This window comes from Bradyrhizobium sp. F1.13.3 (assembly GCF_040548265.1).
Classification (GTDB): Bacteria; Pseudomonadota; Alphaproteobacteria; order Rhizobiales; family Xanthobacteraceae; genus Bradyrhizobium.
In genome coordinates this window covers 206,282-230,224 of sequence record NZ_JBEPRI010000012.1, presented here as the reverse complement: position 1 = coordinate 230,224, position 23,943 = coordinate 206,282, and the positions used below count along the sequence as shown (strand labels likewise).

Annotated in this window: 23 protein-coding genes; 14 read left to right on the top strand and 9 right to left on the bottom strand. The window is 64.0% G+C overall.

Annotation, left to right across the window (positions count from 1 at the left end; translation table 11 throughout):
- Positions 1–68: 68 nt before the first annotated feature.
- Both ABIB66_RS29215 and ABIB66_RS29210 read right to left on the bottom strand, forming a co-directional pair.
- Positions 69–2,030, bottom strand: a complete 1,962-nt coding sequence (locus ABIB66_RS29215; RefSeq protein WP_354256372.1) for a putative bifunctional diguanylate cyclase/phosphodiesterase — start codon at positions 2,028–2,030, stop codon at positions 69–71.
- 329 nt (positions 2,031–2,359) lie between these two features.
- A complete protein-coding gene (locus ABIB66_RS29210; protein WP_354209177.1) occupies positions 2,360–2,731 on the bottom strand; it encodes a hypothetical protein in 372 nt (123 codons plus the stop codon).
- A 669-nt stretch (positions 2,732–3,400) separates the two neighbouring features.
- Here ABIB66_RS29210 and ABIB66_RS29205 point away from each other — a divergent pair.
- Positions 3,401–4,858 carry a DUF1254 domain-containing protein gene (locus ABIB66_RS29205; RefSeq protein ID WP_354256369.1) on the top strand — a complete coding sequence of 486 codons (1,458 nt, stop codon included), beginning with the start codon at positions 3,401–3,403 and terminating at the stop codon, positions 4,856–4,858.
- A gap of 163 nt (positions 4,859–5,021) precedes the next feature.
- Here ABIB66_RS29205 and ABIB66_RS29200 read toward each other — a convergent pair whose 3' ends face one another.
- Complete coding sequence (locus tag ABIB66_RS29200) at positions 5,022–5,387, bottom strand: nuclear transport factor 2 family protein (protein WP_354209175.1); 366 nt, start codon at positions 5,385–5,387, stop codon at positions 5,022–5,024.
- A 100-nt stretch (positions 5,388–5,487) separates the two neighbouring features.
- Here ABIB66_RS29200 and ABIB66_RS29195 point away from each other — a divergent pair, with 100 nt between their 5' ends.
- The 3 genes from ABIB66_RS29195 to hemC all read left to right on the top strand — a co-directional run bounded on the left by ABIB66_RS29195 (position 5,488) and on the right by hemC (position 8,840).
- Positions 5,488–6,078, top strand: a complete 591-nt coding sequence (locus ABIB66_RS29195; RefSeq protein WP_354209174.1) for a TetR/AcrR family transcriptional regulator — start codon at positions 5,488–5,490, stop codon at positions 6,076–6,078.
- Positions 6,079–6,131: 53 nt separating this feature from the next.
- The gene (locus ABIB66_RS29190) at positions 6,132–7,757 is read left to right on the top strand and encodes a GMC family oxidoreductase (RefSeq protein WP_354209173.1); all 1,626 of its coding nucleotides are present in this window, start codon (positions 6,132–6,134) and stop codon (positions 7,755–7,757) included.
- Between the two features lie 102 nt (positions 7,758–7,859).
- Positions 7,860–8,840, top strand: a complete 981-nt coding sequence (hemC, locus tag ABIB66_RS29185; RefSeq protein WP_354209172.1) for a hydroxymethylbilane synthase — start codon at positions 7,860–7,862, stop codon at positions 8,838–8,840.
- Between the two features lie 203 nt (positions 8,841–9,043).
- Here the strand turns inward: hemC and hemE are convergent, their stop codons facing one another.
- Positions 9,044–10,078: a uroporphyrinogen decarboxylase gene (gene hemE, locus ABIB66_RS29180; protein ID WP_354256366.1), complete on the bottom strand. Its 1,035-nt coding sequence runs from the start codon at positions 10,076–10,078 to the stop codon at positions 9,044–9,046.
- A 110-nt stretch (positions 10,079–10,188) separates the two neighbouring features.
- Between hemE and ABIB66_RS29175 the strand changes: the two genes are divergently transcribed.
- Entirely contained in the window at positions 10,189–10,404 is a 216-nt protein-coding gene (locus ABIB66_RS29175; protein ID WP_354209170.1) for a hypothetical protein, read from the top strand.
- Positions 10,405–10,576: 172 nt separating this feature from the next.
- Positions 10,577–12,481, top strand: coding sequence for a sensor domain-containing diguanylate cyclase (locus ABIB66_RS29170; protein ID WP_354209169.1), 1,905 nt, complete (start codon positions 10,577–10,579; stop codon positions 12,479–12,481).
- A gap of 6 nt (positions 12,482–12,487) precedes the next feature.
- Here the strand turns inward: ABIB66_RS29170 and ABIB66_RS29165 are convergent, their stop codons facing one another.
- Positions 12,488–12,706: a SlyX family protein gene (locus ABIB66_RS29165; protein ID WP_354057373.1), complete on the bottom strand. Its 219-nt coding sequence runs from the start codon at positions 12,704–12,706 to the stop codon at positions 12,488–12,490.
- Positions 12,696–13,478: an oxygen-dependent tRNA uridine(34) hydroxylase TrhO gene (gene trhO, locus ABIB66_RS29160; RefSeq protein ID WP_354209168.1), complete on the bottom strand. Its 783-nt coding sequence runs from the start codon at positions 13,476–13,478 to the stop codon at positions 12,696–12,698. Before trhO ends, ABIB66_RS29165 begins: the two co-directional genes overlap by 11 nt.
- Positions 13,479–13,663: 185 nt before the next feature.
- On the opposite strand from trhO, the gene ggt reads away from it, so the two are divergent.
- The 5 genes from ggt to ABIB66_RS29135 all read left to right on the top strand — a co-directional run bounded on the left by ggt (position 13,664) and on the right by ABIB66_RS29135 (position 19,873).
- Positions 13,664–15,250 carry a gamma-glutamyltransferase gene (ggt, locus tag ABIB66_RS29155; protein WP_354209167.1) on the top strand — a complete coding sequence of 529 codons (1,587 nt, stop codon included), beginning with the start codon at positions 13,664–13,666 and terminating at the stop codon, positions 15,248–15,250.
- Positions 15,251–15,418: 168 nt separating this feature from the next.
- On the top strand, positions 15,419–16,033 hold the full coding sequence (locus ABIB66_RS29150) for a (2Fe-2S)-binding protein (RefSeq protein WP_354256363.1): 615 nt from the start codon (positions 15,419–15,421) through the stop codon (positions 16,031–16,033).
- A 4-nt stretch (positions 16,034–16,037) separates the two neighbouring features.
- Positions 16,038–17,054 (top strand): FAD binding domain-containing protein, encoded by a 1,017-nt coding sequence (locus ABIB66_RS29145; RefSeq protein WP_354209164.1) that lies wholly within the window; start codon positions 16,038–16,040, stop codon positions 17,052–17,054.
- A gap of 2 nt (positions 17,055–17,056) precedes the next feature.
- Positions 17,057–19,348 (top strand): xanthine dehydrogenase family protein molybdopterin-binding subunit, encoded by a 2,292-nt coding sequence (locus tag ABIB66_RS29140; RefSeq protein WP_354209163.1) that lies wholly within the window; start codon positions 17,057–17,059, stop codon positions 19,346–19,348.
- Between the two features lie 60 nt (positions 19,349–19,408).
- The gene (locus tag ABIB66_RS29135) at positions 19,409–19,873 is read left to right on the top strand and encodes an FKBP-type peptidyl-prolyl cis-trans isomerase (protein ID WP_007606926.1); all 465 of its coding nucleotides are present in this window, start codon (positions 19,409–19,411) and stop codon (positions 19,871–19,873) included.
- 57 nt (positions 19,874–19,930) lie between these two features.
- On the opposite strand, the gene ABIB66_RS29130 is transcribed toward ABIB66_RS29135, so the two are convergent.
- Positions 19,931–20,149: a CsbD family protein gene (locus ABIB66_RS29130; protein WP_275171453.1), complete on the bottom strand. Its 219-nt coding sequence runs from the start codon at positions 20,147–20,149 to the stop codon at positions 19,931–19,933.
- 127 nt (positions 20,150–20,276) lie between these two features.
- Here ABIB66_RS29130 and ABIB66_RS29125 point away from each other — a divergent pair, with 127 nt between their 5' ends.
- From ABIB66_RS29125 to ABIB66_RS29115, 3 genes are all read left to right on the top strand, one after another.
- Complete coding sequence (locus ABIB66_RS29125; protein WP_354209162.1) at positions 20,277–20,789, top strand: cupin domain-containing protein; 513 nt, start codon at positions 20,277–20,279, stop codon at positions 20,787–20,789.
- A gap of 132 nt (positions 20,790–20,921) precedes the next feature.
- Positions 20,922–21,350 (top strand): VOC family protein, encoded by a 429-nt coding sequence (locus tag ABIB66_RS29120; RefSeq protein WP_275171455.1) that lies wholly within the window; start codon positions 20,922–20,924, stop codon positions 21,348–21,350.
- A gap of 41 nt (positions 21,351–21,391) precedes the next feature.
- Positions 21,392–21,880: a VOC family protein gene (locus ABIB66_RS29115; RefSeq protein WP_354256360.1), complete on the top strand. Its 489-nt coding sequence runs from the start codon at positions 21,392–21,394 to the stop codon at positions 21,878–21,880.
- Positions 21,881–22,032: 152 nt separating this feature from the next.
- On the opposite strand, the gene ABIB66_RS29110 is transcribed toward ABIB66_RS29115, so the two are convergent.
- Complete coding sequence (locus tag ABIB66_RS29110) at positions 22,033–23,193, bottom strand: hypothetical protein (RefSeq protein ID WP_354209161.1); 1,161 nt, start codon at positions 23,191–23,193, stop codon at positions 22,033–22,035.
- 2 nt (positions 23,194–23,195) lie between these two features.
- Positions 23,196–23,897 (bottom strand): FecR family protein, encoded by a 702-nt coding sequence (locus ABIB66_RS29105; protein ID WP_027568515.1) that lies wholly within the window; start codon positions 23,895–23,897, stop codon positions 23,196–23,198.
- Positions 23,898–23,943: the final 46 nt, after the last annotated feature.

Below are 23,943 nucleotides of genomic sequence, written 5' to 3'. Positions count from 1 at the left end.
CTGCGATCGGCCGGTGTCAAATGGGTCAATCGCATCACTTTGGCCGTATGCCGGCCGTTTCTGCTCGCCTACGCCGCGTAGGTCGCCCGCAACTTCTTCGGATCAAGCAGCGCTCGAACCTGATCCGCCGACACCGGCCGGCTGATGAGATAGCCCTGCACCTCGTCGCAACTAATCTGGCGGAGATATTCGAGCTGGTCGGCGGTCTCGACGCCTTCCGCGACCACGCCGATGCGCAGGTCGCGCGCCAGCCCAATCACCGATTTCACGATTGCGGCGCAGTCCGGCTGCACCAGCATGTCGCGGATAAAGGACTGGTCGATCTTGATGCGGCTGAACGGCAGCTTGCGCAGGTAAGTCAGCGAGGAGAAACCCGTTCCGAAATCGTCGAGCGCCACGGTGACGCCGAGCTCCAGCAGCGCGTTCAGGACCGACGCGGCGGAGCCGTATTTCGACAACAGCATCGATTCCGTGATCTCGATCTCCAGGCGGTGCGGGGCGACCTTTGCGTCCGCAAGCGCCTGCACGATGATCTGGAGCAGGCCGTTGTTGTGAAACTGCGCGGCCGAGAAATTCACGGCGACCCTGATCTCTTCGGGCCATTCGGCAACCGTCGCGCAGGCGCGACGGACGACCCATTCGCCGATCTCGTGGATCAACCCGGTTTCCTCGGCGATCGGGATGAACTCGCTCGGCGGCACCAGCCCGCGCTGGGGATGCTGCCAGCGCAGCAGTGCCTCGAACCCGGTGATGCGGTTGCCGTCGAGGTCGAGAAAGGGCTGGAACACCAGGAACAGCTCGTCCCTGGCGATGGCGCCTTCCAGATCCGATTGCAGCGCCTTGCGGTCGCGGGACGAGCGGTCGTCGGCTTGCTCGAAGAAGCACACCGTGCCCGGCCCGGCCTTCTTGGCGCGGTAGAGCGCGGCGTCGGCGTTCTTCATGATGTCGAGTTGCGTGCTGCCGTCGCGCGGCGCCAGCACGATGCCGACGCTGGTCGCGCCGACGATCTCGCGGCCCTCGATCCGAAACGGTTCGTCGAAGGCCGCAACGAAGCGTTCGGCGATTTCGAGCGCATCCTCGGGGCGCGCCAGATTGGCCATCACCAGGGCGAACTCGTCGCCGCCGATGCGTGCGACATGCTCGGCCGCGCGGGTGCAGCGTTGCAGGCGGCTCGCGATCTGGACCAGAAACTCGTCACCGGCGGGATGGCCGAACTTGTCGTTGACCTCCTTGAAACCATCGAGATCGAGCAGAAGCACCGCGGACTCCTCGCCGGAGAGGCTGAGCCGCTTCAAGGCTGCATCGAGCGTTTCGTTGAAGGCGACGCGATTGGGCAGATGGGTCAGCGGGTCCTGCCGCACCGAACGCTCGGCCTCGATCTGCCGCATCACGCGCCGTGCGAACGCGAATGAATTGACGAACACGCCGCGCAACAACACGCTTCCGTAGACCACGACGAGAAAGGCGATCAGCAGGAAGGCGAGGTCGCCGTTCCTGCCGAGGCAGATCGCGATCCCCAGGAAAATGGGCGCCGTGAAGGCGATGGCCGCGATCGGGATCGTGGCGAAGGCAAGCGCGCCGCCGGCCAGCATTCCCGAGCAGAGGCAGGTGATGACGAGCTGCCCGCCGGTCGAGGCGCCTGCAAAGAACGCGGCCGGGACGATGCCCCAGGCGGCGCCGAGGAGAAGGGCATTGCGAACGAGCCGGTGCATGGCGCGGCGCGAGACGAATTGCGGCTTGGTGATGCGGCGCGCGGCGTGGGATTGCAGACCGAAGCCGATGGCAGCGCCGGCCACGGCGAGGGCCCAGATCAGCGCGAAAATCCGGTCGGGCGACTGCCACAGCGCGATCGCCAGCACCGCGGCGTTGCAGGCATTGGCCAGCATGATGCCGACGGAATAGCCGAGCACCAGCGACATCTGTTCGGCGCGGATATGGCCGGTGACGGCTTCGTCGGTTACAGGACCGCCAAAGGCCGACAGATCGCCAGCGAACAGCCGCGCGAAATAGCTGGTCGTTTGAGTCCGCATTTCCAGAGCCTAGCAGCATGGGCCGCTTGTCCGGCCCGGTCAGGAGAATTCGCTGCGAACCTTTGACGAACTATGAATTATCCCCATTGGCACGGCGCGCCGCGACCACTTCTGCGTGTCCAACCCGCGATATCGATAACAAATCGATACAAATGCGGAGCGCCGGCGTTACCGCGGTCGCGGACCTCGGGACCCTGAGGCTTTCACAGGGGGCCGGCTTAGCTGCCGTCGCAGCGCAGATTTCATGGGCACCAAAGCCCGCCTATCAGTTGTGATGGCCAGGGCGCCGCTAGACCTCGTCAGAAACTGCGAGATCCGGCGGCGCCATCTCACAGCTTGTTTCGGTTCTTGCTCGCTCCCTTCAATTTTGGAGCGTCCGAAGTCGATTTCGCCCAATCTGCCATTTGCATGCAGGTAAGCAGGTCGACATAGCTGTCACTGCCGCCAGCCGTCGCTTCGCCTTCGCATCGGTTTCGAAGGTTGTCGGAATTCGTGAGCCAAACGGAATGAAGTTGTTGCAGCGCGGAGTTTTCGTCGCGCATGCAATCATCGTAGGACTGCGCCAGATCGAGGCCCATCGCCTTGTCAGTGGCTACGGTTGCCTTGCAGGTGGCCTCGACATTGAGTTGAGGGACGCGTTCGCTGACTGGAATTGTTGTTTGGCCGCCTATCATCGCCAAGGTCAGCAATACAATCTTCATGCAGAACTCCCCGGTTGAGATCTCACTGAAGCAATTTCATCAGGCGACAACCGAGCGGGCATCATATTGATCTGAATCAAGGCGAACGAAGGAGACTGTCTCTCAGTATTGCGCGAGTAAACACACCAACCAGCATCGAGACAGTTTTCGGACAACCAGCTCGATCGCGCGAGCAAGAACACGAGCCAGATCGTGATAGTAGTGGGGTATTGAAGACGCAGACGATCCCTGCTGGCTCAAACGTTCAGGTTGTGCTAAAGCAAAAATTCTAGAGGGCCCGTATTGCGCACGCAACCGAAGAGGCCCCTCAAGCGACGTAAGTTCGACCAGGCTTTATAGCTCTGTTTCTAGCAATCTGTTTCGAGTTCTGCAGACGCCGTTCGGCGTTTGATGCAGTCGGTGACACACGTTCTCTTGCAAGCAATAGGCACCCCTCGCGTCGGATCGAGAATGCTTCAATCAATACCGCCGCGAGCGGCGTGAACGCATCTGACATCGGCTTTGCTGCCATTCTTCTCTTCGTGCTGAATTCCCGCGGCGCCACACTGCAAGGCAATACGCTGAGACCTTCAATGCTCAGACCCTCGAACGCGGTCATTCCGACGGTACAAAGTGAATTGAACGAAGTCGCAAATCAGAGGTCACCAAATCAGAAGAGGAGGATTCGACATGTTTCGAGGAATTCTGACGCTGACAATTTCTCTTTGCCTTGGTGCGGCGGCCGTGCCTGCCGCGCAGGCGCAGGGCACTGCACCGGCCATCACCGAACAAGAGGCGCATGCCATCGCAGTGGATGCCTATGTCTACTTCTACTCGCTAATGTCGATGGACATCTCGAGAAAGCAATTCACCAACGGCACGACCGATTTCAGAGGTCCGATGAATACCTTTGTCAACGTGCCGGAATACCCCCCGGCCAATTTCAAGGGCGTGGTGCGGTCGAACTTCGACACGCTGTATTCCGTCTCCTGGCTGAACATGACCAAGGAGCCCGTCGTCATCTCCGCACCAGATACAAGTGAGCGCTACTATCTGCTGCCGATGCTCGACATGTGGACCGATGTCTTCGCGTCGCCCGGCTGGCGAACGACGGGCACCAAGGCAGGCACGTTCCTGATCACGCCCCCGGGCTGGCGGCCCGATCTGCGCGACAGGTTCGCGGAAGAATTCAAGCTTCCGAGCGACACCCTGCGCATCGAGGCTCCGACGCCCTATGTCTGGGTGATCGGCCGCACCAAGACGGATGGCCCGCCCGATTACGATGCCGTCCATAAGATCCAGGCCGGTTACAAGGTCACGCTGCTTTCCGAGTACGGCAAGACACCCAAGCCGGTCGAGTTCAAGCCGGACCCAAGCGTCGACATGAAGACGCCGCCGAAGGTCCAGGTCGATACCATGTCGGCCGGGGTGTACTTCGCCAGCGCCGCAGAACTGCTCAAGCTTCACCCGCCGCACGCTACCGATGAGCCGATCATTGCGCAGATGAAGAAAATCGGCATCGAGCCCGGCAAGAGCTTTGACATCGGCAAGCTCGATCCGGTGTTGCAGCGGGCGCTGGAGACCGCCCCGCACGACGGCCAGAAGCTGATGGCTTGGAAAGTGCCGACAGTGGCGCGGGTCGCAAATGGCTGGTCGATGAACACCGATACGATGGGTGTCTACGGCAACTACTATTTGAAGCGGGCCATCGTCGCCCAACTTGGCCTGGGCGCGAACCTGCCTGAGGATGCCATCTATCCGCTCAATCTCGGCGACGAGACCGGCAAGCCGCTGGATGGAGCCAACAAGTACACAATTACGTTCGAAAAGGGCGCGGCTCCGCCGGTCAACGCCTTCTGGTCGATCACGCTATACGACCCGGAAGGTTTCCAGGTCGGCAATGCGCTCAACCGTTTTGCCGTGAGCAGCTGGATGCCGTTCAAGTACAACGCGGACGGGTCGCTCGATATATTCTTCCAGAATGATAGTCCGGGCAAGGACAAGGATGCGAACTGGCTTCCGGCGCCGAAGGGAGCCTTTAATCTGACCATGCGCCTCTATAGCCCGAAGTCCGATGCGCTGACCGGAAAGTGGAATCCTCCGCCGGTCGTGAGGATGCAGGCCGAAACGGTGGGCTTGGCTCAATAAACTTGATTTGAGCGCCGGCGCTTTGGCGCCGGCGTTCGACCGCATGAGCACAATGGCGATGCGGCTCAACTGGCCCAGGACCGAAGCACCGTCGATCCTGCGTTCGGGCGAAGGGATGGTAGCCGCCGGGTGTGAAGCCGGTCTCGTAGAGACAGTCCGCGGCTCAGCGTCCCAATTGTTTGGGGTCGTAATAAAACCGTTCTTCGATCAACTGATCGCCACGCCATGTCTGCCAGGCAATCTCATCCAACGTTCGGATGATGCCCTCGGCGTTGGTGAAGCTGAAGGTCCAGCGCGTGGCAACATGATCGCCTTCGATCAGGCTCGGCCCGATGCGCACCGCCTTGACCTCCTTGAAGGCTGCCAGCACGCCGCGCTCCTTGGCCGCGAGCTTGTCGCGTCCGACGAGGGGTTCGGCCTGGTTTTCACAGGTGGCAGCGTCCGGCGTGTAGTAGTCGAGGATCGCCCCGACGAAATCCCCGTCCTCCAATCGTTTGGCGAAAGCTTCGACGACATCACGGCTCGGCATGGCGCACCTCATGAGTAAAACCGACTGATAGTCGGTAAATACCGACCGACGGTCGAAAAGTCAACTGGCTGTCCTCGTCCGTTTCGACTACAGCAGACCCATGGCCAAACAGGCGGAGCGGCGCGCAGCGACATCGGAGGCGATCCTGACGGCGGCGCGCCGCCTGTTCGGGACGCAAGGCTTTGTCGCGACGACTATGGACGAGATCGCCGAAGCCGCCCACGTCGCCAAGGGCGCGGTCTATCATCACTTCAAGACCAAGGAGGCGGTGTTCGAAGCGGTGTTCGACCAGGTCTCGCGCGATCTCGTCGCCGAGATCGACAGCACGGCCCGTGCCGAGAAGGACGTGCTTGCCGCGATGGTCGCAGGCACCCAGCATTATTTCGCCGCGACCGCCAAGGGCCCGACCGGCCAGATCATCCTGCGCGACGGCCCGGCCGTGCTCGGCTGGGAGCGCTGGCGCGAGATCGACGCCAGACATTTCGGCGGCAAGCTGCCGCGTGCGATTGCGGCGGCGATGGAGGCTGGCCTGATCGCGCGGCAGCCGGCCGAGCCGCTGGCCCGGCTGCTGCTCGGCGCGGTCACGGAAGCGGCGGTCGCCTGCGCCGGACGCGCCGATATCGCAAGGGCGGGTGCGGAATATGCCCGTGCGTTCAGGTCGCTGGTCGAGGCGCTGCGCGTCGCTGCATGATCGTGCTAAGTGATGATCGGAAACGCCCCCACCAACAAAAAGAACAGTAGCGCATGAACGCAACTTCCTCCCTGACGCCCTCCGATCCTGAATTCGACTACGTCATCGTCGGTGCCGGCTCTGCGGGCTGCGTACTCGCCAACCGGCTGTCGGCGAACGGCAAGCACAGCGTGCTGCTGCTCGAGGCAGGCCCGAAGGATTCCAACATCTGGATCCACGTGCCGCTCGGCTACGGCAAGCTGTTCAAGGAAAAGACCGTCAACTGGATGTACCAGACCGAGCCGGAGCCCGAGCTGAAGGGCCGACAGGTGTTCCAGCCGCGCGGCAAGACGCTGGGCGGATCGAGCTCGATCAACGGCCTGCTTTACGTCCGCGGCCAGCACGAGGATTACGACAGATGGCGTCAGCGCGGCAACGCCGGCTGGGGCTATGACGACGTGCTGCCCTATTTCAAGAAAGCCGAGAACCAGTCGCGGGGCGCCGATCAATATCACGGCAGCGGCGGCCCGCTGCCGGTCTCCAACATGGTCGTGACCGATCCGCTGTCGAAGGCGTTCATTGATGCCGCGGTCGAGACCGGTCTGCCCTACAATCCTGATTTCAATGGCGCCACCCAGGAAGGCGTCGGCCTGTTCCAGACCACGACCCGCAACGGCCGCCGCGCCTCGACGGCGGTGGCCTATCTCGGCCCCGCCAAGGCCCGCGGCAATCTCAAGATCGAAACTGGCGCGCTTGGCCAGCGCGTGTTGTTCGAGGGCCGCCGCGCAGTCGGTGTTGAATACCGTCAGGGCGCCAATTTGCGCCGCGCCCGCGCGCGCAAGGAGGTCGTGCTGTCGAGCGGCGCCTACAACTCGCCGCAGCTGCTCCAGCTCTCCGGCGTCGGACCCGGCGACCTCCTGCGCAAGCACGGCATCGATGTCGTGCTGGACGCGCCGGGCGTCGGGCACGATCTCCAGGACCACATGCAGGTTCGCATCGTGATGCGCTGCTCGCAGAAGATCACGCTGAACGACACCGTCAATCATCCGCTCCGCCGCACCATGGCCGGCGCGCGCTATGCGCTGTTCCGCAAGGGCTGGCTGACGATCGCGGCCGGCACGGCGGGCGCCTTCTTCAAGACCAGTCCGCGACTGGCCTCGCCGGATATCCAGGTCCACTTCCTGCCGTTCTCGACCGACAAGATGGGCGAAAAGCTTCATGGTTTCTCCGGCTTCACGGCGTCGGTATGCCAACTGCGTCCCGAAAGCCGCGGGTCCTTGCGCATCAAAAGCGCCGACCCGACAGTGCCGCCGGAGATCCGCATCAACTACATGTCGACCGAGACCGACCGCACCACCAACGTGGAAGGTCTGAAGATCCTGCGCAAGATATTGCATGCGCCGGCGCTGAAGCCGTTCGTGGTCGACGAGTACGATCCCGGAGCGAAGGTAGTCACGGATGCCGAGCTGCTGGACTATTGCCGTGAGCGGGGCAGCACCATCTACCATCCGACCTCGACTTGTCGTATGGGCAATGATGCGCTCGCGGTGGTCGATCAGCGGCTGAAGGTGAGGGGCCTCGAAGGGCTTCGAATCGTCGACGGCTCGATCATGCCCGATCTCGTATCGGGGAACACCAATGCGCCGATCATCATGATCGCCGAAAAGGCCTCCGACATGATATTGGAGGATGCGCGGTAGAGCATGATCCGGACCCGGAGGGCCGCGTTAGCGCAAAGTGGAAACCGGTTTTCCGATAAGATGATGCTCAAAAGAATGACGTGCGTTGAAAGGGACCAGGGCTTGGCTACGCGATTCAAGATCGGCACACGCAAGAGCGCGATGGCGCTGGCACAGACGGAGGAGATCGCGCGTCGCCTGACCGCTGCCATGCCCGATCTCGACGTCGAGATCGTCAAGTTCGACACCACGGGCGATCTCGACCAGACCAGCAAGCTGCTGCCCCATGGCGGCAAGGGCGGTGCCTTCGTGGCGCAGATCCGCGCCGCCGTGCTGTCGGGCGAACTCCAGGCGGCGATGCATTCGCTGAAGGACATGCCCGGCAACGAAGACACGCCCGGCCTCGTGATCGGCGCCACGCTGTCGCGCGATCCTCCCAATGACGCGCTTGTCCTGCGCGATGGCGTGACGCTGGAGGCGCTGCGTCAATCACGTGGCAAGGGTTTCAAGATCGGCACCAACGCCGTCCGCCGCGCCGCCTATGCGCGGCGATTGTTTCCCGACGTCGAGATCATCCACTTCCGCGGCGCCGCCGATACGCGCGTGCGAAAACTCGACAATGCCGAAAAGCAGCGGCTGCCGGATGGTGGCGAGGTAGGTCCTGCCGATGCGCTGATCATGGCGCGCTCGGGCCTCGACCGCGTCGGCCTTTCGCAGCGCATCGCGTACGAGTTTACCGCAGCGGAGATGCTGCCGGCAGCGGGGCAGGGCATCGTCGCCGTCGAATGCGCGGCACAGGACTGGCAGACGCGTCGCATCCTCGCATCGATCGACGATCCCGCTGCACACGCTTCTGCCGATGCCGAGCGCGAGGTGCTGTGGGTGCTGAACGGCCATTGCAATTCGCCGGTGGCGGGCTTTTCGACCATTGCGGGCGATCAGATGTCGCTCACCGCGTCCGTGCTCGATCTCTCCGGAAACACCATCATCGAAGCCTTGCGGTCGGGCCCCGCCAATCGCCCACGCGAACTCGGCCGTGCGGTAGGACTGGATCTGTTGGCCAAGGGCGCCGCCGAGATCATCGAGCGCAGCCGGCCGCGCTAAGTCGGTCGCGTGACGGGCATGGGTGCGATGATGACATCATGCGCCTGTTTTGCCCGACGCGTCAAATGTTGGCGCGATCTGATGCGATGACGGCGCATCCGATTTCCGTCCCCCCTAAGTCATTGATCGGGCGTGGCCTCTCTACTGTGCATGGGGTTGTTTTCGCGCTTTTTTGTTTTCCCACTCCCCAGGCGCAAAATAAATCAGCCCCGCACGCGCTTCAGCATCTGCTCGACATGGGCGATCGGCGTCTCCGGCTGGATGCCGTGGCCGAGATTGAAGATGAACCGCCCTTGCGCAAAATTCGCCAGCGTGTTGTCGACCGCGCGGTCGAGCGCGGCGCCGCCTGTGATCAGCACCAGCGGATCGAGATTGCCCTGAACCGCAACCTTGCTCTGCACGCGCTCGCGGATGAAGGCCGGCTCCGCGGTCCAGTCGATGCTGACCGCGTTGACACCGGTCGCCTCGACGAAACCGGGTAATTGCGCGCCGGCGCCGCGCGGAAAGCCGATGATCTTTGCATCCGGCACTTTGGCGCGCACGCCTTCGACGATGCGCCGCGTCGGTTCGACCGCCCAGCGCGCGAACTCGGCGGGTGGCAGCACGCCGGCCCAGGTGTCGAAGATCTGCAAGGCGTTGGCGCCGGCCGCAAGCTGCGCCAGCAGATATTCGATCGAGTTCTCGACCAGCACGTCGATGATCTCTGCGAACGCCTCCGGATGCCGGTAGGCCATCATCCGTGCCGGCGCCTGGTCGGGCGTACCCTGGCCGGCAACCATGTAGGTCGCCACCGTCCACGGAGCGCCGCAGAAGCCGATCAGCGCGATCTTGGGATCGAGCGCGCCGCGCACGATCTTGAGGGCCTCGAACACCGGCGCGAGCTTGCCGAAATCGGCGTGCTTCGCCAGCGTTGCAACCTTGGCGGGATCGTCCAGCGGTTCGAGCCGCGGACCCTCGCCGACCTCGAAGCGCACGGAACGTCCGAGCGCATAGGGGATCACCAGGATGTCGGAGAAGATGATCGCCGCATCGAAGCCGAACCTCCGGATCGGTTGCAGCGTCACCTCGGCGGCAAGCTCGGGATTGAAGCAGAGATCGAGGAAGCCGCCGGCCCTGGCGCGCACCTCGCGATATTCCGGCAGGTAACGGCCGGCCTGCCGCATCATCCAGACCGGCGGAATGACCTGCCGCTGGCCGGAGAGGACGTCGATGAACGGTTTTGTCGCAGACTGGGGCACGAACGGTCCTGAAGATGGTTACGGCTCCTGATACACCGCCACAGCCCGGAGCGGAACAGGGGAACCAAGCGCAATTGGACCGCGTTGACCAGCCAACGGAGGACGAGACCATGGCTGAGACATTCAACCCCGCGCCGCATGACAAGCACGCCGACGATCTGCACGAAGCGCTCGCCGCCGACCGCCACGCCAAGCTCGACGCCGGTCTGAAAGATACCTTCCCCGCTTCCGATCCCGTGAGCGCCGCCCAGCCGACGCCCTCGAAGGCCGATGCGGAGGCCGACAATCCTTCGCTCTGGGACAAGGTTAAGGCCATGTTCAGCTAGCCGCGGGGAGCGCCGGATTCCGATAGGCTTGCTAAAGGCTTGTTAGCGATGCGCCGAGTCCGGCGTCCGTACGACTACGGGAAACCGGGGACATCACTGCATATTTATCCCGGTGTTTCAGGGTTCACTAACAGAAGCAGCAGAGTTTCCGATCTTCGGAGAATTCTGCCGCATGATTGCTGTGACCCAAAGAGCCGGATGGAGCCGCCTGCCGCTGCGGGCGGCTGCGTTCGTCGCGCTGACTTGCGTGGCCATCCTCGGCGTCAGCGGCTGGCGGGAATGGGCGGCGCGCGACGCGGTGCTCAAGAGCGCCGAGGCAGAGATGGCGAATGTTGCGCGCTCGTTGACGCAGCATGCCGAGGACAGCCTCGATCTCCTGGATTCAGGCGTCGTCGGCGTCGTCAGCCGGCTGGAGATGGACGGCACCGAGCCGGCCACGATCGCCAAGCTTAAAACCCTGCAGGAGGCGCGCAAGAAGGCGATAGAGCGCATCCACAGCCTCGCCATCATCGACGACCGCGGCAACTGGCTGACCTCGCCCGGCACGATCGGCACGACGTTCAACGACGACGCGTTCTTTCGTTATCACCAGCTCTCGCCGAAACGGGAGCCCCATGTCGGCCGGCCCGTGAAGAGCCTGCTGGACGGCGAGTGGGTCGTCACCCTGTCGCGTCGTTTCAACAAGCTGGACGGCAGCTTCGGCGGCGTGGTGCTCGCGACCATCAGCTCGGGATATCTTTCGCATTTCTACGAACAGTTCGAGATCGGCCGCAACAGCTCGGTCGCGTTGACACACGGCGACGGCCTGATCATCGCGCGCAACCCGAGCAACGAGAAATTCATCGGCCGCAGCGTTGCCAATACGCCGCTGTTCCGCGACGCCGGCCTGCAGCGGCCGGGCGGCGTTTATCACTTCAAGTCGCCGCTCGACGGCGCCGAGCGTGTCAGCTTCTTCAAGCGCTCTGGCCGCTATCCGCTGGTCCTGCTCGCTACCGTCGATAAGGCCGAACTGCTGGCGCCCTGGCGTGCTGCGGCGATCTCTCGCATGCTCTACGTGCTCGCGCTGGTCATGCTGCTCGCGATCATCGGTGCCGTGCTGGTGCGGCAGTTGCAGCGGGGCCAGAGCATGGCGGCCGCGCTGGTCGAGAAGGAAGCGCATTTCCGACTGCTTGCCGAAGGCTCCAGTGACATGGTGACGCGTATCGGGCTCGACGAGCGGCTGCGCTATGTCTCGCCATCGTCGATTGGCGTCGTCGGCTGGCGCGCCAATCAACTGATCGGAACGCCCGCGCTCGCCGGCGTTCACGCGGACGACCGGCCGCAGGTCCAGGCTCTCGTCGATGCCATGAAGCGCGGCGAAAAGGAGGAGGTGCGCGTCACCTATCGCAACGCGCACCGGCAGAATGCCGAAGTCTGGCTCGAATCGACCATGCGGGTGACCCGCAAGGATAATGGCAGCGTCGACGGCGTGGTCGCGATCTCGCGCGACATCACCGAGCAGAAGAAGCTTGAGAACCGGCTTGAAACGCTGGCGATCGAGGACAGCCTCACCGGGCTTGCCAATCGCCGCCGCTTCGATGAACGGCTGAAGGAGGAGTGGGCGCGTGCCTATCGCGAGCGCTCCAGCCTCTCTTTGCTGATGATCGACGTCGATCACTTCAAGTCGTACAACGACGAATACGGCCATCCCGCGGGCGATGCCTGTCTCCGGCAGGTGGCGCAAATCATCGCCACCGAGATGCATCGTTCCAGTGATCTGGCGGCGCGTTACGGCGGCGAGGAGTTCGCCATGCTGTTGCCGAACACCGACGCTGCCGGCTGCGCCCTGATCGGCGACCGGATTCGACGGGCGATCCGCGATGCCGGCCTCGTCCACACCAGCAACCATGCGGCTGGGTGCGTCACCGCTTCGCTCGGCGGGGCTGCCTGCCGGCCGGCGCTGGAGCGCACGGCCGGCGTCACCTCGCTGATCGAGGCCGCCGACCAGGCGCTCTATGCCGCCAAGGACGCCGGTCGCAACCGGCTGATGATGTCGGGGGAGGTGAGCAACCTCCTGCTCAAGGCGTCCGGTCAGTGACCCCGCTCAATAATGCGGCGGGCGCTCATTGGTCGCTCCCGGCGCATTCACCTCGGCCTCCTGCAGCCGCTCGCCGAGCTCTGCGATCCTCCGCGTCAGCGTGTCGATCTGCTTCCACTGCGCGGTGATGGTCTGGTTCAGCGTCTCGATCGCGTCGTCCTGATAGGCGAGGCGCGTCTCCAGCGTGTCGATGCGCTCGCCGAGCGTCTTGATCTCATTCGTCACGTGCAGCGTCCTTATTCCGTTCGGGCAAGCTAGCTTCTCGCACTCCAAGGACTTGCAAACCATGGCCGAGCGCGACACGCTCGTCGAACACGAAGCATTCGCCGCGCCAGCGGCTCTCGGTCTCCGGCACCTCTTCCAGATATTTGAGAATGCCGCCCTTGAGGTGATAGACCTCGGCAAAGCCGCGCGCGAGCAGGTGCGCGCTCGCCTTCTCGCAGCGGATGCCGCCGGTGCAGAACATCGCGATTTTGCGGTGTTTGGCGGGATCGAGCTGCTCGGCCGCAAATTCCTTGAACTGGCCAAAACTCCTGATGCCTGGGTCGAGCGCGCCGTCGAACGTCCCCATCGCCACCTCGAAGGCGTTCCTGGTGTCGAGCACCAGCGTGTCGGGCGCCGCGATCAGCGCGTTCCATTCGGCCGCATCGACATAGGCGCCGACCTGCCGCGTCGGATCGGCGGCTTCGTCGCCGAGCGTGACGATCTCCTTCTTCAGCCGCACCTTGAGCCGGCCGAATGGCATCGCCTCGGCGGTCGAGAACTTCAGTTCGAGATTGTTCAACCTGCCGCCGAACATGTCGCCGTGCGCGAGCTCATGGGTGAGCGCGTCGATCGCCTCGCCCGGGCCCGCGACCGTGCCGTTGATACCCTCCTGCGCGAGCAACACGCTGCCCTTCAGCGCCAGGCCGGCGCAGAACGCGCGCAGCGGCTCGCGCAGCTCGCGGTAATCGGGGAGGGCGGCGAATTGGTAGAAGGCGGCGACCTTGTAACTCATCGCGCCCGTTTAGCAGGCGCAGCGTGCCCGCAAAACCCGCAACGAGCAGCTCTATTGCCAGCGGGTGGCAGCCATTTCCCTGGTATGCCAGCATTGCCCCGGCAGGCCGGAATGTGTCATGTAGGCCCGGTTTTTCCGAGCCGGTGCGCCATCCGCGCCAGACGTCCAATGAGAGCAAGAATTCGATGAGAAACTTCCATTTCCCCGGCAGGTCCACGGTGCACGCCACCAACGCAATGGTGGCGACCTCGCATCCGCAGGCGTCGCTCGCCGCGATCGAGGTGCTGCGCGAGGGCGGCACGGCGGTGGACGCGGCAGTCGCTGGCTCGGCCATTCTCGGCGTGATCGAGCCGCAATCGACCGGCATCGGCGGCGACTGCTTTGCGCTGATCCAGCCGCGCGGCGAGGGCAAGATCATCGCCTATAACGGCTCCGGCCGCGCCCCGAAGGCGGCGAACGCCGACTGGTATCTCGAGCGCAAGATCAACTCCGTGCCGCTGACCTCGGCGCACGCGGTCTCGATCCCCGGCGTGATCGACGCCTTTGCGACCGTTTTGCGCGATCACGGCAAGTTCGGCTTCGACCGGCTGCTCCAGCCCGCGATCAAGGCGGCCGAGGAAGGCTACGTCGTCGCCCCTCGCATCGCCTTCGACTGGAAGAACCAGTTCGAGAAGCTGAAGGGTGGCACGAACACGGAGCGGTATCTGTTGCCGCACGGCAAGCCGCCGGTGGCCGGCGACGTCATCCGCCAGGCCGAGCTCGGCAAGACGCTGCGGGCGATTGCCAAGGACGGACGCGACGCCTTCTACAAGGGCCCGATCGCGGAAGACATGGTGGAGACCCTGCGCGGAATCGGCGGCCTGCACACGCTCGACGATTTCGCCGCGCATACCACCGAAACGACGACGCCCATCGGCACCATGTACAAGGGCTACGACGTCTGGCAGTGCCCGCCGAACGGGCCCGGCCTCACCATGCTGCTGATGTTGAACATCCTGTCGCGGTTCGACCTGACGAAATATGCGCCGCTCAGCGTCGAGCGTTTCCACCTTGAGGCCGAGGCCGCGCGCATCGCGTACATGCATCGCGAGCTGCATGTCGCCGATCCCGAGCATATGCAGATCGAGGTCGCCAAGATCCTTGCCAAGGAATACTGCAACGAGCACATTGACAAGATCCGCATGGACGGCATGCTCGACCTGCCGAACGTCGCGCCGCCGATGAATCCCTCGACCATCTACATCACCGTCGTGGACAAGGACCGCAACGTCTGCTCGTTCATCAACTCGGTCGCGCATTCCTTCGGCTCGGCCATTGTCTCGAACAAGACCGGCGTTCTGCTCCAGAACCGCGCCGGCGGCTTCCGCATCCAGCCCGGCCACCCGAATTGCATCGCCGGCGGCAAGCGTCCGCTGCACACGATCATGCCGAGCCTGCTCACCAAGGGTGGCCGTTCCGTGATGCCGTTTGCGGTGATGGGCGGACAGTATCAGCCGGTTGGCCAGACCCATGTGGTGACGAACGTTCTCGATTATGGTTGCGACGTGCAGGAGGCGATCGATATGCCGCGCGGCCTGCATTACGAAGGCCAGTACCAGCTCGAGGACAGCGTGCCGGCCGATATCGTCGAAGGCCTGAAGAAACTCGGCCACAAGACCACCAGCGTCGTCGGTCCGCTCGGCGGCGCGCAGGCGATCTGGATCGACTGGGACAAGGGCACGCTCACCGGCGGTTCCGATCCGCGCAAGGATGGTTGCGCGCTCGGATACTGATCACCGCGCACGGGTTCCCCGCGCAAGATCAGGAAAAATTGACAAAGGGCGACGCGGCATTTGCTGCGTCGCCCTTTCTCGTTCGGAACGGAGCTCATTGCTTCAGGTTAAGGGCCGATGAGCGGTGCAGGCGTGCGCTGCTTTTGCTCGAAGCGGCGGAGGCCCTCCATGTCCGAAAAACCAGGTTCCGGACCATCCGGATTCGATAGGCGCGCCTTCATCGCGGCGGCCGCCGGCAGTGCGCTGGTCCCTATGGCGGCGCGTGCCGCCGCGCAGGATGCGAACGTGTCGGTCGCCCAGGATCCGGCGCTTCCCGTCGATGTCACGCTGCGGGTCAACGGCAAGGACAAGCGCCTGCGCATCGACGCGCGCACGACGGTGCTCGACGCGCTGCGGGAGCATCTCAAGCTCACCGGCAGCAAAAAGGGCTGCGACCATGGCCAGTGTGGTGCCTGCACAGTCCTGATCGACGATCGGCGCGTGGTCTCGTGCCTGACGCTCGCGCTCGCAGCCGAGGGGCAGGAGATCACGACGATCGAGGGCCTTGCCACCGACGATCATTTGCATCCGATGCAGCAGGCCTTCGTCTACAACGATGCGTTTCAATGCGGCTATTGTACGCCGGGCCAGATCATGTCCGCCGTGGCCTGCGTCAAGGAGGGGCATGCGGGCAGCGAGGCCGACATCCGCGAATACATGAGCGGCAACATATGCCGCTGCGCCGCCTATCCCAACATCGTCGCCGCCGTGAAGCAGGCCGCGCCCGAGATCATGAAAGGCTAGGCGCATGCGACCGTTTTCCTATCAAAGGGCAACAGACCCCGACATGGCCGTGCAGGCGCTCAGCGCTGCCGCGGCTGCGAACAACCCGCTGACGAAGGCTACAGCGCAGCCGCTCGCGGGCGGCACCACGCTGATCGATCTGATGAAGCTGGATGTGATGCGGCCCGCCGCGATCGTCGATATCAATCCGCTGGCGCGCAGCTGGTCCGCGATCGAGCCCGGCAGTGATGGCTTGCGGCTCGGGGCGCTGGCGAAGATGTCCGACGTGGCCGCGCATGCCGAGATCCAGCGCAACTATCCAGTGATCGCGAATTCCCTGAAACTTGCCGCCAGCGCCCAGCTGCGCAACATGGCGACGCTCGGTGGCAACGTGATGCAGCGAACGCGTTGCAGCTATTTCCGCGATGTCTCCTATGAGAATTGCAACAAGCGCAATCCCGGCTCGGGCTGTGCAGCCATGGATGGCGTCAATCGTATGCATGCGGTGCTCGGTACGTCCGATCAGTGCATCGCGACCTATCCCGGCGATTTTGCCCAGGCGTTGATCGCGCTGGATGCGATGATCGAGATCACCGGCAGGTCCGGCACGCGCAACCTGCCGTTCGCGGACTTGCACAAGGCACCCGGCAGGACGCCCGATATCGAGACCACGCTTCGGCCCGGTGAGCTGATCTCTGCGTTCTCCATTCCCGCCCGCTGGCCGCGCTCCGTGTATCTCAAGGCGCGCGACCGCCAGTCTTACGAGTTTGCGTTGGCGTCGGCTGCGGTCGCGCTCGACGTGCATGATGGCACGATCAGGGATGCGCGTGTCGCGCTCGGCGGTGTCGCCACCGTGCCGTGGCGGGCGCGCGAGGCGGAGGCGCTGCTGAAGGGACAGAAATTCGACGACGGTCTGGCGCAGCGTGTGGCGGATGCCGCGTTTGCCGAGGCCAAGGGCCGCCGGCACAATGGCTTCAAGATCGCGCTCGGCAAGCGCGTGGTGGCGCGCGCGCTCCAGCAGGCCGTAACGATGGAGATCTGATCATGACCGCTGCAGCTCCCGAGCCGAAAGCAAACATGGGCCGGCCCGTGCCGCGCTACGACGCGGCTGCAAAGGTCACGGGCCGGGCGACATATGCGTCCGACATGCCGCTCGACAATCCAGCCTACGCATTCCTGGTCACGAGCGCCATCGCCAAGGGTCGCATCGACAGTTTCGATCTCGACGATGCCAGGCAGGTCCGCGGCGTGATCGACATCGTCACGCACGAGAACGCCCCGAAGCTGAAGGAATCGAAACTGTTCAGCAATGGCGGCTATGCCGGCACCACGATCCAGCCGCTGAAATCAGCCGACATCGCCCATGACGGCCAGATTATCGCCGTCGTCATCGCCGAGAGTTACGAGGCGGCGCGCGAAGCCGCCAATCGCGTCAAGGTCAGCTACACGGCCGTAGCTCCGAGTGCGACCTTCGACTCGCCGGGCACCACCACGGCAGCGGCAAAGGGACAAAACGCGCAGTTCAAGGAAGACCCGGAGGTCGGCGATTTCGCCAAGGCGTTCGACGCAGCCGAGGTCAAGCTCACCGCCTCCTATGAAACGCCGACCCAGCACCACAATCCGATGGAGTTGTTTACGACGAGTTGTGCCTGGATGGGCGACGAGCTCGTCATCTACGAGGGCAGCCAGTATGTCTATGGCCTGAAGAACGGCGTCGCCGAGCAGCTCGGTATCGACGCCGACAAGGTCCGTGTCGTCAATCCCTATGTCGGTGGCGGCTTTGGTTCGCGCGGCTCGATGACGCCCCGCACCGCCATCATCGCCGGCATCGCCAAACGCCTGAACCGGCCGATCAAGCTCGTGCCGACCCGCGATCAGGGTTTCACCATCGCGACCCATCGCGCCGAGACGCGCCATGAGATCAGGCTTGGTGCGGGCCGGGACGGCAAGCTGGTGGCTTTGAGGCACGACGGCGCGGAGGTTTCGTCGCGCCCGGATGCCTATTGCGTCGGTGGCACCAAGACGACGACGCGGCTCTATGCCTGCCCGACCGTCGCCAGTCTGGTGTCGATCGTGCGCGCCGACCGCAACACGCCGGGCTTCATGCGTTCGCCGCCGGAGGTGCCGTATCTCTTCGCGCTGGAGAGCGCGATGGACGAGCTTGCGGTGAAGCTGAACATGGATCCGGTCGAGCTCCGCCGCATCAACGACACCAATGTCGAGCCGATCGGCGGCAAGCCCTATACGACGCGGTCATTGATGGCATGCTTCGATGAGGCCGCCAGGGCGTTCGGCTGGTCGCAGCGTTCGCCGCAGCCGAAATCGGTGTCCGACGGCGACTGGCTGGTTGGCTATGGCTGTGCCGCCACCTGCTATCCGACGCAGATGGCGCCGTCTGCGGCGCGCGTCCGCCTCCAGCGCGACGGCCGTACCCGGGTCGAGATCGCCGGTCACGAGATCGGCACCGGTGCGTATACCGTCATCGCCCAGACCGCGGCCGAGCGGCTCGGCGTCCCCCTGGAGAAGGTCGCGGTCTTCCTGGGTGACAGCGATCTGCCGCCGGCGCCTGTTGCCGGCGGTTCGAACTCGACTGCCAGCACCTGCTCGGCGGTGATGATGGTGTGCGACCGGATTCGTCAAAGGCTGTTCAAGGCCGTGATGCCGAGCGACAGCCTCGCCGACAAGGCCAAGGAGACTGTCGGCATCAGCCAGGCGCCGAGCACCCAGGCGGCGAAGAGTGATCGTCCGCTCGACATCGAGAAGGCCTTCGACGCGCTCGGCGTCGGTATCGTCGAGGAATACGGCGAGTGGAAGCCTGAAGGCGCGCCGCTGGATTCCTTCACGGCGATGCACAGCGGGCACGCGCGGCTCGTCGGTGGCCATCAGATGAAGGACAAGATCGCCTACGCCTTCGGTGCCGAGTTCGTCGAGGTCCGCGTCAACCGCTTTACCCATGAAATCCGCTGCCCCCGGCTGGTGGGAGCGTTCGCGGCCGGGCGCATCATGAATCCGCGCACGGCACGCAGCCAGCTCATGGGCGGCCTGATCTGGGGCATGTCCTCGGCGCTGCTGGAAGCCACCGAGATCGACGAGCGCAATGCACGCTACGTCAACGACAATCTTGCCGACTATCTCGTGCCTGTGAGTGCCGACGTCCCCGGTGTCGAGGTGATCCTGCTCTCCGAGCAGGACGATCACATCAACCCGGCAGGCGTGAAGGGCCTCGGCGAGCTCGCCAATGTCGGCACCAATGCGGCGATCTGCAATGCGATCTATCACGCCACGGGCCAGCGCATCCGAAAGCTGCCCGTGCGGCTCGAAAATATCGAGGTGTGAGGGGTGGCAACGGCCTCGGCGTTGCGCTAGACACCTTGCGCCTCAAACGGAAGGTGTCTTATGCAGCGTTTACAGCGCGTGCTCCTCGCCATCATGTCGGCACTCGCGATCACCGTGATCGCCGGCGTGTCCGATTTCGTTTCCACCACGGCCTCGGCCCAGACCGCAGGGAAGACCATGACCACAGCTTCAGGTTTGCAGATCACCGACAGCGTCGCCGGCACCGGGGCTTCGCCCAAGCCGGGCCAGATCTGCGTGATGCATTACACCGGCTGGCTCTACGAGAACGGCCAGAAGGGCAAGAAATTCGACTCGTCGGTCGACCGCAACGAGCCGTTCGAATTTCCGATCGGCAAGGGCCGCGTTATCGCCGGCTGGGACGAGGGTGTTGCCTCCATGAAGGTCGGCGGCAAGCGCACGCTGATCATTCCGCCGCAGCTCGGCTATGGCGCCCGCGGCGCAGGCGGCGTGATCCCGCCGAACGCGACGCTGATGTTCGACGTGGAATTGCTCGGGGTGAAGTAAGCCCGCAACAAAAAGACCGGCCTCTCGGCCGGTCTTTTCGCTTTCAGTGCGGCGCCGTTATTCCGTCGCGCGCTTGGCTGCAGCCGCGGCGCGATCGACCGCGTCCTTCGCGGCGTCCTTGGCGTCGCCCATGGCCTGCTGGCCCTTGCCCTTCACTTCCTGGACCGCACCTTCACCCTTCAGGCGCTCGGACCCGGTGGCTTCACCGATGCCCTGCTTGGCCTTGCCCATTGCCTCGTTTGCGGTGCCCTTGATCTTGTCGGTCGTGCTACCCATGAAACTCTCCTGCGGTTTGCTCGCTAGGACAACGTCCGGCGGCTACGAGGGTTCCGTTTTTGTTATGGCTCGATGTCGCGGCTTTGGGTTAGTTTGCCGCACACGGAACCAACAGAAAGCAAGTCCCATGACCGGCCATGACCATTCGCATTCCCACCATGACCACGATCGCGACGATCGCTGGAAACATGATGGCGTGCGCGTCATTCCCGGCAACCAGCTCGATACCAACGTGCCGTCGACGGCGGGCATGGACCGCGCGGCCGCGATCAATTTCGCGCGCGTCGGTGCGCAGAAATTGTGGGCGGGCACGGTCAGCATCAAGCCCGACGCCAAGACCGGCGCGCACCACCACGGCCATCTCGAAAGCGTGATTTACGTGGTGAAGGGCAAGGCGCGGATGCGCTGGGGCGAGAACCTGCAATTCACTGCGGAAGCCGGTCCCGGCGACTTCATTTTCGTCCCGCCCTACGTGCCGCATCAGGAGATCAACGCCAGCCCGGACGAGGTGCTGGAATGCGTGCTGGTGCGCAGCGACGGCGAGGCGGTCGCGATCAACCTCGACATCGAGCCGGTCGAGAAGCCCGAGACCGTGCTGTGGGTCGATCCCATTCACCGCGATCCGAACGAGAAGAAGTGAGGATCGCCTGAAAGCCAGCGGGTTCGGTGCGACAGAACCTCGCAGGCAAGGGTCCAAAAAAAGATCCGGAAGCCGTGTCGGATCGCCGCTTGGCCGTCCGTCCTTGGGCAGAACCCCGCCCAAGGAGCTCCGATGCCCAGGATGATTTTCGTCAATCTGCCCGTGACCGACCTCAAGCGCGCCACTGCGTTTTACGAGGCGGTCGGTGCGACCAGGAACCCGCAATTCAGCGACGAAACAGCGAGCTGCATGGTCTTTTCCGAGACCATCTACGCGATGCTGACGACCCACGAGAAATTCCGGCAGTTCACGCCGAAGCCGATCTCGGATGCAAAGACCTCAAACCAGGCGCTGTTCTGCTTGTCCGCCGACAGCCGGACCGAGGTCGACGATATCGTCAGCAGGGCCAAGGCTGCAGGCGGGGTCGCCGATCCCAGCCCGAAGGACGAATACAGCTTCATGTACGGCCGCAGCTTCGAGGATCCGGACGGCCACATGTGGGGCGTGAACTGGATGGACATGGCAGCCTTCGCGGCGCAGTCCGAGATGGCGAACGCCTGATCTAAGCGCGCGAACATCACAACTGAAGAGGAGCATTCACGATGTCGAAGGTCGTTCCCTGCATGTGGTTCAATGGCGATGCCGAGGAAGCCGCGAAGTTCTACGTCTCGCTCGTGCCGAATTCGGCGATCACTCATGTTCAGCGCAACGTTTCAGATGGCCCGTCCGGCAAGGAAGGCTCCGTGCTCGTCGTCGAGTTCACGGTCGCGGGACAGCCCCTGGTCGCGCTCAACGGCGGCATGAAGATGGAATACACCCATGCGCTCTCGCTGATGATCCATTGCGACGATCAGGCCCAGGTCGACAGCGTCTGGAATGCCTTCCTGGCCCATGGCGGCAAGGAAGAGCAGTGCGGCTGGCTCCACGACCGCTACGGCGTGTCATGGCAGGTCGTGCCAAAGGTGATGTTCGAATTCCTATCGAGCCCCGACAAGGCGGCTGCCGCACGCGCGATGCAGGCCATGATGAAGATGGTGAAACTGGACATGGAGACCTTGCGCCGCGCGTTCGAGGGCAAGTCGGCAGCGTGAAGGGCGTGCCCTTGTCACATACTCACTGTCATCGCCCGGCTTGACCGGGCGATCCAGTACGCCGAGACGGTCGTTGGTCAATCGATAGGCCGCGGCGTGCTGGATGCCCTCGAGCCGGGCATGACAGCGGAATTTGAGGCGAAGGCCTGCCGCTAATAATTGATCCGCAGCCCCACGCCACCATGGATGGTGTTGCCCACCGGCTGCGGGCCGAGCGTGCCGTTGGCGAACAGGTCCACGATCCAGCCCTTCTGCACGCGGAAGCCGAGCCGGCCGCCATATTCGAACCAGCCCTGGTTGCCCATGGTCGGCACCACCACGCCGTCGCCGGTCACGGTGGCGACGATGCCGCTATGGCCAGCGAATGACTGCACCCAGCCGCCGTTGATGTTGGCCTCGATATTGCTGCCGTAGAGATGCGTCCACTGGCCGCCGATCTTGACCAGGCTGGTGCGGTCGGTGCCGGTCGCGATGCTGGCGTCGAACGGATTGAACGCCACTGCGCTGTCGGTGTAGCCCGAGACGCGCTGCCAGAGCTGCCAGACCTCGATCGAGGCGGCGACCTCGTCGCGGGGCGACACGCGGCTTATCCAGCCGGCGCGGCCGTAGACGGCGTAATTCGAGGCGTTGGTCGAACTCGTGACGCTCACCGGGCCGAGGCTGGTGTTGTAGCTGCGGGTGTAGCGCGCCTTCTCCCACGGCGTCAGGATCGTGCCGACGTCGAAGAACGGACGCGACGAGCCCCAGTCGGTGAAGTCATAGCGCAGCGCGAACGCACCGATCGGCGCGCTGGTGATGTTGTAGCCGCCCTCGCTGTACTGCGTGTAGGCGATGCCGGCGAGCAGCGACAGATTGTTGGTCAGCTCCTTGCGGCCGTGGATGCCCGCCGAAAAGGAGCCGGCGGAGCCGAATGCGCTGACGCAGTTGCTGCAATTGACCTGCTCGTTGACCCCGAGCAGCACCGTGCCGAGCACCCGGTTGGTGATCATCTGGTTGAAGCGCTGGTTGGCAAGGCCGCCGATCGAACCGCCGCTGGAATCCGCGCCGGTCGGCGTCGGCGTCGGGCTCGGCGAGGAGGACGGATAAGGGCTTGGCGACGATGACGGGTAGGGGCTGGGCGAAGGCGAGGGGCTGTAGGTCGGCGTCGGCGAGGGTGAATAGCTCGGCGCCGGGGTGGGCGTCGACCCTGCGCACTCGGACTCGCACGCCGTGGCGGCTGCCGCCGGACGGGCCTCGACCGCGACGAACGCAAACGCAGCCACGACGGTCAGCACGCCCGCGAGCATGAAGCGCCTGACGTTGAATACTTCCATCGTCAGCGCCCGCACAGCATGCCGTCGTCATGGACGGCGGGCGTGATGGTCGGCGACGCGTCCGCATATTGGTTCACCGCGCACAGTCCCGCGCTGGCGGCGCAGGTCGCGGCAAAGGTCCAGGGCGGCGTATTGGTCTTACTGATAGAGACCTTGCCGCCGGTCGAGGTGATGATTGCGGTGTCGCCGGGCTGGGTGAGCTGCACGCACTGTTGGCTCGTCGTGCAGACACTGGCGGCGCCGTCCTGCAGCACGACGACCGAGCGGCCGCGCTGGGACAGGATATCGAGTGTGGTACCGCGCACGCCGATGGTCGCGAGCGGGGTCGTGATCTTGTAGGCGGTCTTCTCGGAATGTCCGGTGACGAAACGGAATGCGCCGGTCGTCATGCGGATCGCGACGTCGCGATAGCTGTGCTCGTCGTTGAAGACCGTGCGGTCGAGCTTGAGCGTGGCGCTCGGACCGAGCGACAGATTGGTGCTGTCCGCCATCACGAAGCGCGCCGCGCTGCCGGCGCCGGTGCGCACGGTCTCGTCCCGCAGCATGCTGTCGCCGACGCTGATCGGCGTCGTGGTCGCGGCTACGCGAACCACTTCATTCTGGATCACGACGGCTTCACCGACGCGCGTCTGCGCCTGGGCGCAAGGGGCTACGCACAAGGCAGTCGAGAACAGCGTGGAGAAAAGCCAGAAACGCAAATTCATTTCGCAACCGATCGATGTGTCCCTGATCGTACCGGATCACGCGCGC